Origin of the sequence: Parabacteroides sp. TM07-1AC, from assembly GCF_003480915.1 — a bacterium.
In the GTDB taxonomy this organism is placed as follows: Bacteria; Bacteroidota; Bacteroidia; order Bacteroidales; family Tannerellaceae; genus Parabacteroides; species Parabacteroides chongii.
On sequence record NZ_QUKD01000005.1, the window covers coordinates 36,215 to 53,684 of the forward strand.

Here is a 17,470-nt window from a genome sequence, read left to right on the forward strand (position 1 = left end):
TGATGATAAACATGAAAAAGTATATTTTTATATGGATGATAGGGATCATATTCCCCTTATTTACAGCTTGTAATGATAGCTTTCTGGATCTGAATCCGAGAGATCAATTATCGGAGCAAACATTTTGGGCCACGGAAACGGATGCTTTTAATGCGTTGGTCGGCGTTTATTCCCGTTATACGGACGGTGATAATGTTTGGATGTATTATGATCATATATTAGGTTTGCCGGCCCGGACGGACGAAGCTGTCAATGTGTGGAAAGGTAATGATTATAATAACCTGGGAGCAGGAAATAACAGCCCTTCCATGTGGTATACGAAAGAGTTATGGTCTATCCGCTATCGTATTATTCGTACTTGCAATGTGTTTCTGACTAATATTGACAAACCGGAAATGGATAATACAAAGCGTGAACAAATGAAAGGGGAAGTTAAATTCCTGCGTGCTTTTGCTTATCATTTTCTGTTGAATAACTGGGGAGGAGTTCCCATTATTGAAGAACCTCTGAATCTGGAGGATCTGAAACGCCCAAGAAACACAGCAGAAGAAGTGTTGGATTTTATTTTAAAAGATTTGGACGATGCAATCAAGGTCCTCCCGGAAACATGGTCGTCTGAATATGCCGGACGTATTACGAAAGGAGCAGCTTTAGGAATGAAAGCACGTGCATTGTTATATGCCGGACGTTGGGAAGAAGCTGCCGTTGCCGCAAAAGCTGTAATGGATTTAGGAGTACATTCGCTGTATCCTAACTATGAAGAGTTATTTGAAATAAATAATAAGTATAATGATGAAATATTATATGCTTGGCAATTTGTAGGACAAAATATGGCAAACTATACGCAAATCTATATGCATTTCCCTAGTTATGGCGGTTGGGGTGGAACAAATCCTTTACAGGGCTTTATTGATGAATTTCCTTGTACAGATGGAAAGCCGTCTTATGAGTCTGCCGTATATAATCCCGAAAAACCATATGAGAATAGAGACCCTCGTTTTTATATGTCCATCATATATCCGGGAGCGACTTATAGGGATGTCGAAATTCCGGTTTATGGCGATGTAGACTATCCGGGAGCAACAGGAAATTCTTCCCAGTCCGGATATTATACTCGTAAATTCCTGGATGATGGAGCTGTCAGATATGCTTTGATACCTATGGAAAGTAATGTAGTCATATTGCGTTATGCAGAAGTACTTCTAACTTATGCAGAGGCTAAGATTGAATCCGGCTCAATCGATCAGTCTGTGTATGATGCCATCAATTTATTGAGAGCAAGAGCCTATGGGGTTAATATTAGTGAAACTGATAAATATCCTGCTGTTACAGGAGGTTCTCAAACCGAGTTGAGAGAGATAATACGCCGTGAACGTATGACCGAACTTTGTTTTGAAGGACAGCGCAGAGACGATATTATTCGTTGGAAAACAGCCGAAAAAGCATTGAACGGCGCTTGTTATGGAATTCCTGTGAAAAAGGGCAGTAAAGACCATATTTTAGTGATGGAGCGTCGTTTTAACCCTTCTTATCATTATCTCTTCCCGATTCCCCAAGATGAAATCGACCTGATCGGTAAAGATATTATGAAACAAAATCCAGGTTGGGATTAATTCTTTAGACCGTATAATCCTGAGTGGTCGAAATCATTCAGGATTATTTTTATCAATCTGTAAAATATTATTATCATGAGTATAAATCGTCGTAACTTTTTAAAAGGTTCTCTTTTCGGAGCAGGGATGGCTCTGACCGGCTTTACTAGTTGTTCTTCCGTAGATAAATCAGAGGCAGAAGCCATTGTAAGAGAATGCGTAGAAAAAGGGAAAAATAGAAAACAACTGTTTAATATGTGCGGTTATGCCGCCGATCCTATTCCGGTTGTCCGGATCGGTTATGTAGGAATAGGGAGCCGGGGAAGCTGGGCCGTAACTCGTATCCTCAATATCAAAGAAATAGAGGTCAGGGGCTTGTGTGATCTACGGGAAGAGGCAGTGAAGAAGAACCAGGAGACACTTAAAAAATTTAATAAACATCCGGCAAAGGAGTATTTTGGAGATGAGTATGCTTGGAAAAAGTTATGTGAGCAGGAAGACATTGATTTGATTTACATCGCTACTCCTTGGAAGTGGCATACTCCCATAGCTGTGTATGCAATGGAATGCGGAAAGCATGTGGCGGTAGAAGTTCCGGCTGCAAAAACATTGGAAGAATGCTGGCAGCTTGTTGAAACATCTGAACGCACCCAAAAACACTGTATGCAACTGGAGAATTGCTGTTATGACTTTTTTGAGATTTTAACGGTAAACATGGTTCAAAAAGGATTGTTCGGAGAAGTAATTCACGGAGAGGGTGCCTATATCCACGAATTACTAAGTGGCATGTTCGGAGAACCGGAATGGCCGGCATGGAGATGGGATGAAAATCATAAAAGTGGAAATCCTTATCCGACACATGGTCTAGGACCGGTATGCTGGGCTATGGATATCAATCGTGGCGACAAAATGGAATATCTGACCTCCATATCAACCGATGATTTCATGATGGAAGCAAAAGCGAAAGAGTTGGCGGCTAAAAATGATTATTATAAACCAATGGCGGCAATGAAATATAGAGGTAATATGAATACAACAACTGTTCGTACGGCGAAAGGTAAAACAATTATGATCCAACATGATGTAAGTACTCCTCATCCATACGATCGTTTGCATGTACTGACTGGAACAAAAGGTTCTTGCCGCAAATATCCCGAACCAGGTAAAGTTGCATTTGGGCACGATTATATTTCGCAAGAGAAGATGACAGAACTGGAAGAACAATATACTCCAGAGGTTGTTAAACACATTTCTGAAGTTGCCAAAATTATAGGAGGTCATGGAGGTATGGATTTTATTATGGATTGGAGAATGATCGATTGCTTACGTAACGGCTTGCCTTTGGATATGGATGTATATGATGCGGCAGCATGGTGTAGTATTACGCCATTAAGTTATTGGTCGGTAGCAAATCGTTCCAATTCAATTGATGTTCCGGATTTTACAGGAGGATCTTGGAAAAAGAATCGTCCGGTGGATCTTTCTCTTCGTGGAGGTGGAAATACGAATGTTGTAGAACAACCGAAATCCTAAGTGCATTATGAACAAGAAAATTTGTTATCAGGCATGTTTATTTTTATTCATGTTTTTCATGGGGGTTCAGGAGATATATTCACAAAAAGACGCTAAAGAGTGGAATAAATTACCGATTAAAGCCCTTTTGTTAGCTCCTCCTGAACCAGGACAGGTAGAATCATTTTGTCATTTTATCAAAGACGCTTTGCCTAAAGAAGGAATTAATACCTTGGTTGTTCGATTTAAATATAGATATAAATTTGAGTCTCATCCGGAATTGGCAGATACATTGGCTCTGTCTAAAAGTGAAGTGAAACAGATAGTACAAGCCTGTAAGGATGTGGGTATACGTTTAATTCCCAAAATGAATCTGTTGGGACATCAATCGGAAGGAACACATGTGGAGCCATTACTTATCAAATATCCAGAGTTTGACGAGTCTCCAGGGGTCAATCCTCCTGTCCCATGGGTAGACGCTTACCCTCAGGGCGGATTCCTTTGTAAAAGCTTATGTCCTCAACATCCGGATATATATAAAATTTTATTCCCTCTAATGGATGAGTTAATCGATGTTTGTGAGGCAGATGCTTTTCACGTAGGTTTGGATGAAGTTTGGATCATTGCTCATGAGAAATGCCCCAGATGTTTCGGAGGAGATCGGTCTGCAATTTATGCCGAACATGTAAGAAATCTTTATAACCACCTTAAGAGTAAAAGTTGTGAGATGTGGATGTGGGGGGATAGACTGATCGATGGAAAAACGACGGGGCTAGGAGCATGGCAAGCCAGTTTGTCTGATACACATAGGGCTATTGATTTGATCCCGAAAGATATAATGATTTGTGATTGGAAATATGAAGATGCTCCGCCTACACCTGAATATTTTGCTATAAAAGGATTTAATGTATTGGTCAGTACATTTTGGAAATCTGATGTTGCCATAGACCAACTGAAAATGTTGGAAATGGTACGAAGAAACGGAGCTAAAGAAAGTTATTCTCCTATCCTGTCTTCTAGGATGCAAGGAATATTTACGACTTCCTGGGAACCCGCCGAAAACTTTATAAATACCTATTATGGTCGACCGGCTAAGCGGGATAGCAAAGCGGCAAAAGCCTTTAAAACTATAATGGAATATGTTCGAGTTTCCGAAAATAAGGACTGATTAAAATGTAAGATAAGCTGATAAAAAAGGAACCGTCTAACAACCAAATGTTAGATAGTCTCCTTTTTTAATTAGAAAAAGACCTACCTCTTTTCTCCAAATACTAACTGAGATTTATATAAATCGTGTATATTTGCGACAATACATCTTTCAGAAACAGGGAGAACGGATAATTATATGGAAAAAAAGGAAGAACTACATTTGATTCATTCCCTGAAATCAGGAAATAATCAAGCATACAAATACATATATGATCATCATTATGTACTGTTATGTAAGATTGCCTATGAATTCCTGAAAGACGATTTTCTGGCTGAAAGTATTGTCGACGATATTATTTTTCATCTTTGGGAGAAAAGAGATACCCTTGAAATTACCACCTCCCTGCGCAGTTATTTGGTTCAGGCTGTCCGTAACCGTTGTATAAATTATCTGAACCTGGAAAGAGAAAAAAGAGAAGTCCGCTTTTCAGTCATCGACCAGCAAAATGAGTGGATAAATTCTGTCTTCCCATCCGACGATTACCCACTGGCACGATTGCTGGAGAATGAGCTCGAACAAGAGATCAGGAATGCCATAGACAGACTTCCTGAAGAATGTAAAGTTGTATTCAAAAAAAGCCGCTTCGAAGAAAAACGATATGAACAAATAGCTGAAGAACTCGGCATTTCCGTCAATACGGTAAAATATCATATAAAAAATGCGATATCTCGCCTAAGTGCTGATCTAAGTAAGTATTTGCTCCTGCTCATATGCTGTTTTTGGATTTAATTGAAAAAATTATCCGAACGCACTACCCTCTCCCCTTTTCTAACTGTCATATATACAAGAGAACGAAAAATGAAAGCAACAAACATACATACCAGAATAGACGAACTGATCACAAATTACCTTTCAGGAGGTTTGGGAACAGAGGAATTAACTGAGCTCGAAGATTGGCTCAAGGCTTCTCCGGAAAACCAAAAATATTTCCGACAGATACGGGAAGTTTGGTTCTCTACGATCGGAGCTAATGAAGAGACACGATACGATAAAGAAGCAGCATTCCAACGGTTCCTTTCCAAAACCCAGGTAGCAGCAGAGAAAAAAGTGATCAAAAAACATCCTCTGCACAAATATATGTATGCGGCAGCAGCAATTGCTCTTTTATGTCTCATTTCTTTCGCCTCTTATTGGAGTGGCTCCGAACAGGTCAAGAAACAATTTGCCGAGATGGTGATAGAAGCTCCTTTAGGCTCGAAAACAAAATTATACCTCCCGGACGGCACATTGGTATGGTTGAATGCCGGCTCGAAAATCACCTATTCACAAGGCTTCGGTGTTGCCGAACGAAAACTGCAACTGGCAGGTGAAGGATATTTTGAAGTCACTAAAAATGAGCAAATACCTTTCGAGATCAAAACAAAAGAGTTGGAGCTACGGGTGTTGGGAACCAAATTCAATTTTAGGAACTATCCGGAAGATGAGGAGATTTCAGTCAGTTTGCTAGAAGGGAAAGTCCGCCTGACAAATTATCTGAAAAACAATGACCTGTGTTATCTGGAACCCGATCAGAAAGCTATACTGAATAAAAAAGACGGTCAATTAAAAGTCTCCATGGCAGAAGTACGCTATGCTGCAGAATGGACTAACGACTTTCTTTTCTTCGATGAAGAATTATTGCCGGATATCATCAAAGAGTTGGAAAGAAGTTACAACGTAAAAATCTATATAAAAGACGAGTCTTTAAAAACATTCCGTTTTTACGGGAATTTCTTACGGAAAGAACAAACGATCCAAGAAATACTGGATATGTTAGCCTCAACCGGCAAACTTGAATACAAAGTAAATGGTAAAGAAATACAACTATATACTAAATAAAAGCTTTTATTGATAACTGTATTATTAACTTTAAAATTGAATTTATATGAAAAGAAAAGACCCTGGTTAGTAAAAGGAACAGAGTCCAAAATAAAAAAGAACCGGAAGATCTGCACAATCTCCCGATTCAAGTTTCCGGACTCTATCTCTGCGAGTTTCCGAAAGTAATGACAAATATAATAAAACTTTACTTCCGGTATTAAGATTTCTTGTTTAAAACAATTAATTCTAATTACTTATGAAAATTAAAAAGAAGGCCATATATATGGTCCTGGCAATATTATGCATTAATTTGACTGCATTTGCGCAGAATATCAACCTCAAATTAAATAATGTAACAGTGAAAAAAGCCATGGAAACATTGAAGGAAGGAAACGGTTATTCCTTTGTTTTTGCTTCCGGGGATGTAGACACACAGAAAGTCATTCAGGTAGATGTACAGAATGGAACAGTAGATCAGGTTATAAAACAAATACTACATGGTCAAAAAGTTTCATATGAGATCAAGAATAAGAATATCATCATTCAGAAAGACTTACTTTCTAATCAATCGAAAACTGAGAAAAAGAAAATAACAGGAACGGTCACCGATTCCGACGGTCTACCTATCATAGGAGCTAACATCGTGGAAAAAGGAACAACCAACGGCATTATCACCGATATAGACGGTCGTTTCCAACTAGAAACAGCCGCAAATGCAATTCTTGTTATTTCCTATATAGGCTATAATACTCAGGAAGTAAAAACAGAGAACAATTCAATAATCAATATAGAATTGCAGGAAGATTCTCAAAAATTGGAAGAAGTCGTTGTTGTCGGATACGGTACCCAAAAAAAGATAAATCTAACAGGAGCATTGAGTGTAGTAGACAATAAAGATCTGGAGAACAGAGCCGTCTCTCAGGTATCACAAATATTACAAGGACAAGTTCCGGGATTAGTCATCACGAACACTACCGGAGGAGATCCGGATGCTGCTCTTACCTGGCAGATCAGAGGTCAAGGGTCACCCTATGTGTTAGTGGATGGTGTTCCTATGGATATCAACATGGTAAACCCCAATGATATAGAAAATATTTCTGTTTTGAAAGATGCAGCAAGTGCGGCTATTTATGGAGCACGGGCAGCTTATGGAGTTGTTTTAATCACAACAAAGGAAGGAACTTCCAATAAAGAAAAACCTGAGATTACCTACACGAATAATATCGCATGGTCTAAGCCTACTTCATTACCAGATCCGATGAATAGTTTGGAATATGCTACCTGGTGGAATGAAGCAGCATCAAACTCAGGTGCAGGTCAAATTTTCTCAGATGAAGTCATTGGAAGAATAAAAAATTATATGGTAGATCCTACAAACACACCTTCTACCTATCCGGATCCAACCATTCCCAACAAATGGGGGAAAATGATGTATGCGAATGCCAATACCAATTGGTATAAAGTATTTTTCAAAGACTTTGTAAAGACACAGCAACATAATATCAGTATATCCGGAAATACAAAAAACTCTAAATATTATGTCTCTGCAGGTTTATATACAAATGCAGGACAAATGGCCTATGGCGATGACAAATACAAACGGTACACAACATCTGCCAATTTCAATTCAAATATAACAAGTTGGTTACGCTTAAATACAAAAACCAAATTTTCAAGGGCAGAATCAGACTGGCCACAAGATGGTTATGGAGGCAATGGGCTGGGACGATCAGTTCTATTTCATGATATAGCTCGTCGTTGGCCGACAGATCCTGTGAAAACCCCTGACGGACAATGGGGTGAAATGTCCAGAATTCATATTTATGAAAGTGGGGCACGTGATAAATATAATGATAATCAACTATGGCTGACCGGAGAACTTGAACTGGAACCATTAAAAAACTGGATTATCAAAGGAAGCTATACTTTCAATTACAGAGGATATAATCGCTTTATCCATCAACCTGTTATTTATCTGAACGACCTCAATGGTAATCCTTTTATCGCTTATGATATAGTTCCGCCAAGTCAGGTTTATAAACAGGCTGACGGAGATACCTATCAGCGCTTGGATGTCTATTCAACTTATAATAAATCATTTGAAGATCATGCATTCAAAGTAATGTTGGGATATAACCAGGAAACAAAATCGTTAAATTCATTAAATGCGACTAAACAAAACCTGATTACAGATGCTGTCCCTTCATTCAATACGGCAATCGGACAAATGTTGAACGGAGATAATGCATCCTCATGGGCCACTATGGGATATTTTGCCAGAATAAATTACAATTACAAGGAAAAATACCTTCTCGAACTGAATGGAAGACTAGATGGTTCCTACAAATATCGGAAAGAGGACAGATGGGGATTCTTTCCATCTATATCATTGGCATACAGATTATCAGAAGAACCCTACTGGAAATCACTTAAGTCAATTCTCCCATATACAAAACTGAGATTCTCATATGGTTCTCTAGGAGATCAGAATGGACTTGATTACAATTATCTTGCAATAATGGGTACGACTCCACAAATCAACTGGATTAATAATGACGGTAGACCCGCAACGGTATATATACCAGCATTACTCAGTGAATCGTTAACCTGGGAGACCTTGTCCACTCTGAATTTCGGACTTGATATCGCAACACTCAACAACCGATTGAATGCATCTTTTGATATTTACAAAAAAAGCCGGACAGACATTATTACAACGGGAGAACCTCTTCCTTCCTTACTTGGGACTTCAGCACCTTCTATAAACAGTGATGCAATGAAAACCCGTGGATGGGAATTGAGCCTGAACTGGGCAGATCATATAGGAAAAGATTGGAGCTACAGCATTGGAGTGAACCTTGAAAGACACTTGTCTTTTATTACTAAAACAGATAATCCCGAACAAATATTAAGTTCTGATTATGTAGGAAAGAGAGTTGGAGAAATATGGGGATATGAATCTAACGGCTTATTTCAGTCGGAAGAGGAAATAAACCAGGCTCCTTCTCAGTCCTCAATATATGGAGCATGGTATCCCGGAGATGTTCGTTATGCCGACCTGAATGGAGATAATATAATTAGTGTCGGACAAAATACCTTGAAAGAACACGGAGATTTAAAGGTCATAGGAAACTCAATCCCTTCGGTTTATTATAATTTGAAAACGAATCTAAAATGGAAAAACATAGACCTATCTATGTTTTGGAGTGGCGTTGGGAAATATGGTGTTTGGTTTGACAGCGGATATAATATGTTTTGGGGACAAGTTTGGAGTGGTAACATTTGGGCTAGTTCAGGATTTAAACCCCACTTAGATTACTGGACAACAGAAAACAGAGGGGCTTATTTTCCTCGTTTAGCCTTTGATGATGCTAAAAACAGACAGGTTTCATCTCGTTATTTACAAAATGGAGCTTATTTCCGATTGAAAAACCTGCAGATAGGATATGAACTTCCAAAAGAATGGGTAGAAAAAATATTCCTGAAATATGCCCGATTATATGTCAGCGGAGAAAACCTGATCACTTTTTCCAGTTTGCCCTCTACATTCGATCCGGAAGCTTTATATGGTTCTTTTGGAGCCGGGAAAATATATCCATTGTCAAAAAGCTTCTCTTTTGGGTTAACAGTCGTATTATAAAGTCACATTATAAAAAATAGAATTATGAAAGCTATAGTAAATACACTTTTATCCGGTCTGATATTTTTCTCATTTTCATGTGGAGACAATTTTTTGGACAGGCCCCCTCAGATTAATATCACAGAAGAATCATTCTGGCAGAATACGCAAGATATGGAAACTTTTCTAAATCAATATTATGCAATGTTCCCAACATATGGAACGTATGATGCCGGAGCATATTGGTTAGATCGTTCGACCGATAATCTGATACCCACAACTTATAATGCACGTCTGGCCGGATTAACTGTTACTCCGACATCAGGCAGTAATTTATATTATGTGAATATTCGTTCCGTCAATTATTTTCTGGAAAAATCAGAAGAAATGGACCTTCCGGATAATGAGAAGAACCCTTACATTGGAGAAGGACTTTTTTTCAGGGCATGGTATTATTGGGATTTATTAAAAGAATATGGAGGAGTCCCTTGGATTGACAAGGTGCTGACAACCAGTTCACCTGAATTATATTCATCACGGGCTGACCGATCTGAGATTGCAGCGCATATTTTAGAAGATTTGGATAAAGCGATTGAATACCTGAAACCAGCAAATGAAGCGGTAGCATTTCGTTTGAATAAAGAAATAGCCTTAGCTTTCAAATCGAGAGTTGCACTATTTGAAGGGACATGGGAGAAATATCATAACGGTAGTAAATTCGCAGCATCCAATAATCGCTCCGACTATTTTTTGGATGAGGCAATGCAGGCTGCAAAAGCCATAATGGATGGTAAATATGGAACTTCATATCAGATTTATTCAACGGGGGATATTGAAAAAGATTATATGAATCTATTTAATCAGGATGATTTACAGAATAATCCTGAAATTATGTTTTGGAGAAAATACAGTGCCGATCTGAAATTTACACATAACTGTCAACGTTATGTTGGTATCCTGGCTGGAGATTTCGGTATTTCAAAAGCATTAATAGACAGTTATTTGTGTTCAAATGGAAGACCTATACACAATAGTGACGGCTTATATAAGGGAGATGATCTGCCCTATTCCGTATTCGAAAATAGGGATCTGCGCTTAAGACAACTCACTTTCGTAAAAGGTGATCCTATCACTATTGAAAACGGAGATACAATCAAAATTTTTGAAAGAGCTCCTTTACATCTGGCCGGAGAGAATTTTTGTACGACTGGTTATCAGCTAAAAAAAGGCTCTTCCCCTGAGAACACAAATAAAGTTCAGACAACCGATCAAACATCCATAACAGCCTATATCCTATTCAGATATGCCGAGGTTCTATTAAATTACGTAGAAGCAAAAGCTGAATTAGGAACTCTGACACAAGAGGATATAGATCTGACTATTAACACCATACGGGATCGTATTGGTATGGCTCATCTCTCACTTGATAATATAGCAGAAGATCCGGCTTGGGATTTTCCGGAACTCTCCCCTATTATTAATGAAATCAGAAGGGAAAGAAGGATTGAACTTGCTTGTGAAGGTTTCCGCTGGAACGACCTACGCCGTTGGAAAGGAGATCGTCTGATTACAGGAGTAAAACCATTGGGTATTAAATATAACCAGAATGATTATCCCGAACTTGTAATTGGGAAAAATGTCTATTTGTCTGCAGATGGCTACGTAGACCCATATGCGACCTCATTACCTAACGGTTGGCAATTCAACCCGGAAAGAGACTATCTGTCTCCATTGACTTTAGAAGAATTGATGTTAAATACGAATCTTAAACAGAATCCAGGCTGGACAACTCCTTAAGAATCACATTAAAATATAAAACATGAAGAATCAATTAATTTTATCACTCATATGTTTGGTCTGTTGTTCATTTTATTCTTGTACAAAAACAGAATCAAAACAGTTTTTTGAAATGAAAGGTATCATCCTGAGCGTTCAAGATCTGGAAACAACGGACTGGCCCGCATTAGCATCTAAAAATGGTATAAACACAATTGGTACACATATGTTTCCCGATCAAGTTTCATCATTTTTACAAACAGATAAAGGAAAAGCTTTTCTGCAGTCCTGTCAAAAACACGGAATAGCAGTAGAGCATCAGTTACATGCAATGAAAGAGTTGTTACCGAGAGAATTATATTCGGAAGATTCTACAATGTTCAGGATGAACGAAGAAGGAAGAAGAGTCACCGATTTTAATTGCTGTACGAGTTCTGATAAAGCATTGGATATTATAGCAAGTAAGGCTTTGGAATATGCCAAACTTCTACCTCCTTCCAATCATCGATACTATTTTTGGCTGGATGACGGAGCACCCACATGCCAATGTCCTTCATGTTCAAAATATACAGCTAGTGAACAAGCTTTAATTATAGAAAACAGGATGATCAAAGCTTTGAGAACATTTGACCCTCAGGCTCAGTTAGCTCATTTAGCCTATTTCAACACATTAGATGCTCCGCAGAAAATAAAACCGGAAGAAGGTATTTTTCTTGAATTTGCACCTTTCCTTCGGACATGGGAAAAGCCTTTGTCTGACTTATCTGCTGAAGGGAGAGGTATGAAGCATTCGGAAAATCTAAAATATTTACATGATAATTTAAAAGTTTTTCCTGCGGAAACAGCAGTAATTTTGGAATATTGGCTGGACGTTTCCCTTTTCAGCAACTGGAAGAAACCAGCTGTAGATTTACCATGGCATAAAGATGTTTTTAAATCAGACATAGATACATATGCAAAATTAGGAATTAAGAATATCACTTCTTTTGCAGTGTATATAGACGCTGATTATTTAAAAACATATCCGGCAGAATCCTATTTAAACGAGTATGGAGAAGGATTAAATTCGTACAGGCTTTCAAAATAAATTCTCGGTCTACTTTGTTGAGCTAGAGTATTTTGTCAAGGACATTCCAAAATCTCGTTTTAAACGAGATAAAATTCGTTTTAAACGGACTATAACCTCGTTTAAAACGAAAAAAAACTCCTTTTAAACGAAGTTGAGGTTCGTTTAAAAGGAGTTTTTGACTTTATTTCTTTACAAACTTAAAAGTCTCCCTGTTTCCATTCGTACATACCACTTGTGCAATATAAACTCCTTTACTTATCGAATGAATATCGACAGTCGCAATATTAGTCATCGGTGATTCTCTGGAAATAAGACGTCCTGTAATATCAATGATCTCTATAACTACAACCGGATCGGTAGCCTCAACGGTCAAGCGGCTATTGGATACCTGGCAAACGATTGCATCAGCATTGATTTCTTCATTTCCTGTTGCCGGACTTTTAGAGAAATAGAGATTATCCAGATAGAAAGTGCCTTTCGTATCACTCTCAAACCGGATATACTTGACGATACTCCAATCCGGCAAAGTCAATTTGGATGTCAGCCAGTTTTCTTTCGGGATCGAGAGTGCGGTAAGCTCCGTTTCACTTATGCCGTCCGACAAATATACTTTCAATGTTCCGGCATTAGGACTCCATACATCCAAGTGAAGGAACTCCATCGAAGATACATCCTGTAATTTAATGTTGACTGCCAGTATATTCGTATTGGTCAGTTTCCATACAGGAATACCTTTAACTGTAATAGTTTCCACTTTAGTATCCTGCCCTTCCAAGCTCTCAAAGCTGGAATAAATATTTTCGTAAACATTGCTGAATACAGAGATCACATTTTCCTGCAGGAGAGTCGGCGTTGATGCCGGCCAAAGGGGGGCAGATTCATCTTCCGGATCGGGATCTTCAGGGTCCGGATCCTCTGGGTCCGGTTTTACCACCGTCTTTTGGTATAGATAGATATGATCCAGATAAATTCTGCGTTCTTCTCCGGTTCCTCCGGATAGCTGGATACTCTTCAGTTTTCCACCTGTCTGGGATAGGAAACCGGTTAAGTCTATATCGATGCCGTTCCATTCATGGGGTTTCAATGTATAGCTTTCTTCTGCTGAAGTATCTCCATTTCCGGTAACAGCTATCTTTACATCAAACCAACTCCCTGGATATACTTCCAGGTGAAGCATTTTCTTATCTCCCGGAGACGTTGTTGCAAAAGAAATTTCCCGTGAGTCAAAGTCTGAGAATAGAATAATCTTCTGTTCTTGCATGTTCATGGCTAAATCATTCGCTGCCGGAATATACAAATCTCCGGTATATTTTGAACTGAATATACATGTTGTTTCTTCTGCATTTTTGGATGGAACAGGAGCCTGCGGAATGACTTCGACAACCTTCTTTACTGTAATATCCTTTAAAGTAATTGTAGCCGGACTTCCTTTTCCTAAGTCAAAAGCCATACGAGCTTCGGCATCCGTATCATAATGCATGGTAAAGGCATAAGAAAATACTTGTTCTTCATTTCCCGGCGCAAAAGAGAAATTGCCGTATGGAGTATGACCTTCACCTTCTGAACCGACATAAGTATAATAGCTATCCCCCTCACCTGTTGACATAGCAGTAAAAGAGACCTCATAGGTCGCATTGTTTTCTATAGGTAACCCTCTTAATAGTGCCTGAACCGAGTAAGTATACTCACCTCCATTTTCTATTTGTACCGTTAAAGCATCTTTGACAGAATTAAGTTCACCCACATATCCATGTCCTGACCAACTCTTTCCACCAGGATTTTTTATATCATAAACAGACTCTTTTTCACGATACTCTATACCAGACACTTTAGCGGGCATCGAATGAGTAAGCAATGCATCGGGCAGATAAGGGAAATCTCCTTTTGACTTATTGTATATGCTTGACGTCAGATGCCAGTAAGCAGAACTAAATCCATGTTTATCGATTGTCCGTGCTATATGATTTGTCCAAAGGAGGCGTGAATCGATATCTGCCTCAAAATGGACACCGAACTCTCCGATATGAATAGGGACATTCTTATTGTCTTCGCTAAATTTTTTTATCTTTTCAAAATCAGCAGTGACAGCATCCCGCTCTTTTTGTGTATCGTTCCATCTCAATCCGATAGGATAGCCTGGCTTTACCCAACTCGCTCCCTGGTGAGTAAAAGGCAATGGGTTGTAATAGTGAATCGTTACGATCAAACGTTTATCATCCTCTGGTAATATTAAGGCATTGCTGCCTTCCAAGCCGTTGATCGTTCCCCAATCCGTTGTACCAACCATAAGGACACGATTTTGGTTGTTGGCGTTTCCGAATTTGTTTTCTTTTCTTATCACGCCAATAGCATCTTTGAAAACTCTGTTCCATTTGCTATCCATCGCATCTCTTGGTTCATTCAATATTTCGAAAATCAGACGCTCATCGTAATTTTGGAAATACTCGGACAGTTGTCCCCAAAGAGCCAGGAATCGTTTTATTTCAGCCTCCTGTGTATCACCCGTCAGATCCATCAACGGATCATAATGGTGTATATTAAGAATGACTTTCAGATCGGCAGCCAAAAGTTTATCTACAACTGTTTGTATTTCTGTCAGAAATTCCGGCTTTATATTATAAGGTGCCTCTTTGAGACTTCTATAATCGCTTGTCGGGAAATTATCCCAACGAACAGGTAAACGTACATGCTTAAAGCCTTTTTCTTTTATCTTTTGGATATAATAATCATCCCACAGATAGTCAGCTTCCTGCTCGAAAGTGGCACCGATGTTGACACCACGACCTAACTGATTGTTAAAGGTGGAAATCGGAGTTGGATCGAAATGATCTTGCTTGTTATAGAAGTATATGTTATCGACAAAGAGGGTATTCGATCCTCCATTTTCAGGCCATACATAATCTAATCGGGTTAATATACTTCTATTTTCTCCTAATTTGAGCGTACTCAAATCAATATCAAAACGATTCCATTTACCAGCTTCAAGGGGTAAATTAATATCATGAGTTTTTTCATTACCATTTAGTTTAACATTAAAGCTTCTTATTGCTACCGGTGAATAGATATCGATATGGAAAAAATCCATCCCACTGACATCTTTATTCTCATCGAGAATCTGTATCGGGCAATGATTCATATCGATCAAAGCCATCACTTCACGATTAGCAATGGACGTAGGTTGTGGTACAGTGGTTTGATGACTTGATGTTGCAAGAAAATCAACCTTTCTCTTAGAACTTACATCTGTATATGAATCGCCAAATAAAGAAATCACATCATCCGCATTGCGTACCGGAGGAAGATAAGCGGTAAAATCGGGCGTCCCTTCAACAACCGTTTGTTTGCTATCATAGAAATAGACATGATCCATGTATACGGTAGTAAGCTCACTATTGGAAGAAAGATTTATAACACTGATATACTTATTTCCACCTGTTTTCTCGTAAAAATCAGAAAGATTTATATCAATAGAATTCCAGCTATTGGCAGTAAGGCTATAGAAGTTGGTTTTTACTTTTTGGGATTCATCAACCCCTTCTATTCTGTCTTCATAAAGAATTAACTCTACGGCAAATAATATTGCAGTCTCAGGATAAACTTCCAAATGCAAATAGTCTTTCCCCTCTATATTCAAAACCTGATTAGTAGGGTTATATTGCATTGCCATCCATCCAAATGTTGAGAATTTGAGAATATCTTTTTGATTTTCATCCTTTGCTGTTGAGTTTAGAGTCGATGATCCCCATTGTAAATATTCTATACTGATATCTGTCCCATATTCCGTACTGTAGAAGTTTTTGATATTAGAACGCTGGTATTTTGGAATAGGTGCGGCTTCTAATAAAGTAGTAGAAACATCCGCGTTTTTATAGAAAAAGATGTTATCCAAATAAGCCGTTGCGCTCCCCTTGACAGGTTTCCCCGTCCCGTCTACAACCGTTAATTCAATAGCGTTTATTTGTTTCAGTTCATTTCCCTCATATGATACAGATCTAAATTCACTCAAAGGGATACTGAGGGTATGCCAAACACCTGATGACAATTCTCCGTCTGTATCATTTTTTGAAGCCGTATAGCCATAAACCGCCTCAGAAAGAGGTGCATACAACTTTATATAAAGACCGTCTATCTTTTCGCTTAGATAAATATCAATATTGATATGGCTAATAGAAGATGTTTCTATCTTAACATTAGGTTCTACATTTTCATCATAAAACGCAATAACCTGATTATCAAACGACGAAAACTCGATCATTTCTTGACCATTACTATTGTTTTCTGTGGACTTTATAGTCGTTTGAGTTGCCCCCCACGAATCATATTGTAAATCAGTACGCTTCCCATAGTAATTACTATAAATAGTTTTTACCCCATGACTTTCTTTATTAAGTCCCGGATCATTTGCAGCTGGAATCGTTTCAGCCTGCGCACTCTGCCCAAATACTCCGGCCATTCCGGTTAATAAACATACAATAGTGGCTATCCTTGTGAAAATATTTTTCTTCATAATTTGTGTATACCCCTTTTTTTAAGCGCTCATATCTTTGTCCATACTAAAAAGCGGACATTCAACAACAAACTGGTTTTTAACTCATTATACTCAAGACAAATATCGCTATATTTATTTAATAAAACAGACTCGTTAAGTTTATTTTTAATTTAATAAGCAATTGGGATACAGCTTAATAGACACACCTTTTAAACTTCACGTCATGAATTTCCGCTTTCGCAGATTATAAAAAAAGTAATAAAATAAAGTTCTTCTGTTCGATCTCTGTGAAGAGCAAAGACAGACAAAAACAAGCCCGACTGGAATGAACTGGTCGGGCTTTCGTTATCAATATACAAAGGATTGGCTTGATGCGGTAGATATTAAAAAAATAAAGTTTAGA

General features: G+C 38.4%; 9 protein-coding genes. 8 read left to right on the forward strand and 1 reads right to left on the reverse strand.

Annotated features, from left to right (window positions below; genetic code table 11):
* Positions 1 to 11: 11 nt before the first annotated feature.
* The 8 genes from DXD68_RS12000 to DXD68_RS12035 all read left to right on the forward strand — a co-directional run bounded on the left by DXD68_RS12000 (position 12) and on the right by DXD68_RS12035 (position 12,596).
* A complete protein-coding gene (locus tag DXD68_RS12000; RefSeq protein WP_158585877.1) occupies positions 12 to 1,613 on the forward strand; it encodes a RagB/SusD family nutrient uptake outer membrane protein in 1,602 nt (533 codons plus the stop codon).
* Positions 1,614 to 1,688: 75 nt separating this feature from the next.
* On the forward strand, positions 1,689 to 3,125 hold the full coding sequence (locus tag DXD68_RS12005; RefSeq protein WP_122361728.1) for a Gfo/Idh/MocA family oxidoreductase: 1,437 nt from the start codon (positions 1,689 to 1,691) through the stop codon (positions 3,123 to 3,125).
* 7 nt (positions 3,126 to 3,132) lie between these two features.
* Positions 3,133 to 4,272 (forward strand): family 20 glycosylhydrolase, encoded by a 1,140-nt coding sequence (locus DXD68_RS12010; RefSeq protein ID WP_122361729.1) that lies wholly within the window; start codon positions 3,133 to 3,135, stop codon positions 4,270 to 4,272.
* Between the two features lie 177 nt (positions 4,273 to 4,449).
* Positions 4,450 to 5,043: an RNA polymerase sigma-70 factor gene (locus DXD68_RS12015; RefSeq protein WP_075559908.1), complete on the forward strand. Its 594-nt coding sequence runs from the start codon at positions 4,450 to 4,452 to the stop codon at positions 5,041 to 5,043.
* 69 nt (positions 5,044 to 5,112) lie between these two features.
* Positions 5,113 to 6,132 (forward strand): FecR family protein, encoded by a 1,020-nt coding sequence (locus DXD68_RS12020; protein WP_122361730.1) that lies wholly within the window; start codon positions 5,113 to 5,115, stop codon positions 6,130 to 6,132.
* Between the two features lie 238 nt (positions 6,133 to 6,370).
* On the forward strand, positions 6,371 to 9,754 hold the full coding sequence (locus DXD68_RS12025) for a TonB-dependent receptor (RefSeq protein WP_122361731.1): 3,384 nt from the start codon (positions 6,371 to 6,373) through the stop codon (positions 9,752 to 9,754).
* Positions 9,755 to 9,778: 24 nt separating this feature from the next.
* A complete protein-coding gene (locus tag DXD68_RS12030) occupies positions 9,779 to 11,530 on the forward strand; it encodes a RagB/SusD family nutrient uptake outer membrane protein (protein ID WP_122361732.1) in 1,752 nt (583 codons plus the stop codon).
* Positions 11,531 to 11,552: 22 nt separating this feature from the next.
* Positions 11,553 to 12,596 carry a DUF4838 domain-containing protein gene (locus tag DXD68_RS12035; RefSeq protein WP_122361733.1) on the forward strand — a complete coding sequence of 348 codons (1,044 nt, stop codon included), beginning with the start codon at positions 11,553 to 11,555 and terminating at the stop codon, positions 12,594 to 12,596.
* Between the two features lie 163 nt (positions 12,597 to 12,759).
* Here the strand turns inward: DXD68_RS12035 and DXD68_RS12040 are convergent, their stop codons facing one another.
* Positions 12,760 to 17,085 carry a cellulase family glycosylhydrolase gene (locus DXD68_RS12040; RefSeq protein WP_122361734.1) on the reverse strand — a complete coding sequence of 1,442 codons (4,326 nt, stop codon included), beginning with the start codon at positions 17,083 to 17,085 and terminating at the stop codon, positions 12,760 to 12,762.
* Between the last annotated feature and the right edge of the window lie 385 nt (positions 17,086 to 17,470).